This is a genomic window from Kaarinaea lacus (assembly GCF_975902315.1).
Map to the genome: position 1 here is coordinate 1 of NZ_CDLKIE010000031.1, position 2716 is coordinate 2716.

Here is a 2716-nt window from a genome sequence, read left to right on the forward strand (position 1 = left end):
ATAACCGTATTTTACTGCCAGTGCTCAAACACCAGATGTTATATTTATTCGGCCAACTACACTACAAATCATTGGTTGCCATTCGTTAATGCCTAAAAGCATCGAAGTTTGTGAAACTTGCTTTTGCTTAGCTTCCTTTTTGTCGCGCGTAAGGCGATAGGCGATGTAATATTTGTAAATATTGCCAACGTATTGCACTGTCTCCCTACCTATTCGTTTCGCAGCGATAATTTCTACATTCCCGAACCAGACATTGGGATCCAGCCCCTGCTTTTTTGCCTCGTTCCGCAAGCGTCTGATTTTTGCCGGGCCAGCATTATAGGATGCAAAGGCAAACAGATTTTGATTTAGTGGATCAATGGCGGGATCATTGAAATAACGATCACGCAGGAATCGCAGATACTTGATACCGGCATGGATATTGTTTTCCAGTTTTTCAATATCCGCTATTCCGACATTTTTATCCGCAGCGGTGCTTGGTAATAGTTGCATAATTCCAACCGCCCCAGCATGACTGCGCACGCTATGGTCCAGCTGTGATTCCTGATAAGCCAGGGCCGCCATCATCAGATAGTCAAATTCGTATTGATCAGAGTACTTTTGAAACAGCGCCTCCAGTTTCTGAAATTTTTTCTGTTCTTTGGGACTCAGTGAGTTTCGCGCCCATTTATTTTTTCGCAGGTAGCGATTGAACAACATATTCCCCAGTAAAGTGCCTTTCTTATGTTTCTTGAGGAAACCATCGAGGATTTCCTTTAGCTTTGGGCTATCTTTACGAATACTCCAGGCGATTTTGCCACCAGTATTTATTGCGATATCCGAGTGGATCTTTATCTTGTCAAAGATTTGCGCCCAAAACTTTGCTTTATGCTCATCAACCACCACCATGGGAATTAAACCAACATTCACCATTTCCAGAAGATCAGAATCTTCCAGATATTCACTGGTTTCAACAATCTTGATGAGTGGCTTACCCTGTTTTTTAAACTGGTTGTTCAACTGCGTAAGATGTTCGAAGTAGCTGCTGGATGCTCGCACATGAATTTCTTTTCCGGATAGACTGTCAATGTTTTTCACCGCTGGCGCAGCCGGTCCGCTAATCAGTATTTCATTGACATTACTTAACACGGGGCGGGTGAAATCGACCAGTTTCTGGCGTTCTGGTGTAATTGTCAGGTTTGCAGCCGCAATATCGCCTCGGCCTTCAACGAGCCATGGCAACAATTTATCACGTGGCACGGGTAAAAAAACCACCTTGATTTTGCGTGTACCGGTTTTCAGCTTTTTGTTGATGTATTTTTCAAACTCCCGAAAGGCATCATGGGTGACACCCCGTATGGTTGCCTTGTCGAAAAAAAACATCATTTTATTATGCACAACAAGCACTCGAATAATCCGGTGCTCAGCCATGCCATCAAAATCCCCGGTCCATCGACTATCGATTTGCCACTTTTGAATAAAATCGTCGGTTTCCGCTGAATGCACCTGTGGTACAGCCAGCAACACCGCAGTAGCTATTAATAGCCAACGAAACCAAAACCCAACGCTACTTGAGGATTTACTGGACAGCACATCCGTTGTTTTCATCGAGACATTAGCATCCTGTTAACTATCTATTGTTACGTTATTCTTTATTGTTACGTTATTATGAATTTTTCCCAGTATATAACAACAAAAGGGCATACCGGAAATATCCTGGTATGCCCTTTATTTTATTATTACTACATTGTTACCTGGCTTGCTCTACATCAATGCTTTACTCATCCCTGTTGCGATCGTTGATGCAATGGCAACCAGAATCCCCACAATTCAGATGGTTCGACAGGTTGCCTCGATGTTCATCAGCATCAAAATCGCCCGCATGACCCGAAGCGCTGGTACTGGCATATTGTGCCCCGCGATGGTTGATATTATGGTCCAGGGCGTAATGCTTTTATCTCTCCCTGCTTAGATCATGGATAAAAAGCAAAACGCCCTGATTTCTAATCATTGCGCGTAAATCGGCGGCCGGTTCACGCTGTGACAGCTGCTGCTGCTACAACTACCATCATTAGTGCGGTCATTCATATAATGCGTTGGTGAATCTATATTCCGGCCCGTCACTGCAGGATAAACACCATTGCCCTGGCCATTACCAAGATCAACAGGGTCGGTAGTATAGAAGTTACCGTTACCATCAACTTCGATAGTGGCAACTAGATCACCGGTACCATCAGGCCCACTGTAGAGTGTGATTGTTGCGTCAGGATAATAGTTTTCCAGGTCAATTTCATAGACAGTACCCGCAATCGTATACTGGTAGGGATTATTGCCACCCACGTTATGACAACCCAGGCAGTCCGCACCACGCCGCCCGTCGGTATGACTGTATGTAGTACCGTGCGCGCTGGTGCGCTGGTCCGGTACACCGGCGACGATAATTCTGGATGTCCCCACCCCATCATGGCAACTGTTGCATTCTCCTGTGGTGGTACTGGCTGGCATATAAACAGGATCAAGGTTCGCGTTCCCTACTATGGCAGGATACAGGCCATTGCTGAAGTCGATGGATTCAGTAGTAAAGAAATTACCGTTGTTATCAACCTCGATGGTTGCCACCAGGTTACCTCTACCCCTGTCACGATCATACAGGTAAATCGTCGCGTTGGGGTAAACCTGCGTTGGATCATCCTGCTGGTATACCGTGCCGGCCATGGTGTAAATATAGGGATTACCG

At 45.3% G+C, this 2716-nt stretch carries 2 protein-coding genes; both read right to left on the reverse strand.

Features of this window, described 5'->3' with window-relative positions; genetic code table 11:
• Positions 1–24: 24 nt before the first annotated feature.
• Positions 25–1587, reverse strand: coding sequence for a transglycosylase SLT domain-containing protein (locus tag ACWVCM_RS00530; RefSeq protein ID WP_455199739.1), 1563 nt, complete (start codon positions 1585–1587; stop codon positions 25–27).
• A 399-nt stretch (positions 1588–1986) separates the two neighbouring features.
• Positions 1987–2716: hypothetical protein (locus ACWVCM_RS00535; RefSeq protein ID WP_455199740.1), on the reverse strand; the 730-nt coding region annotated here is incomplete at its 5' end.

Coding starts and splice junctions, on each gene's coding strand:
- ACWVCM_RS00530 (WP_455199739.1), bottom strand. CDS start 1,587: ATGAAAACAACGGATGTGCTGTCCAGTAAATCCTCAAGTAGCGTTGGG.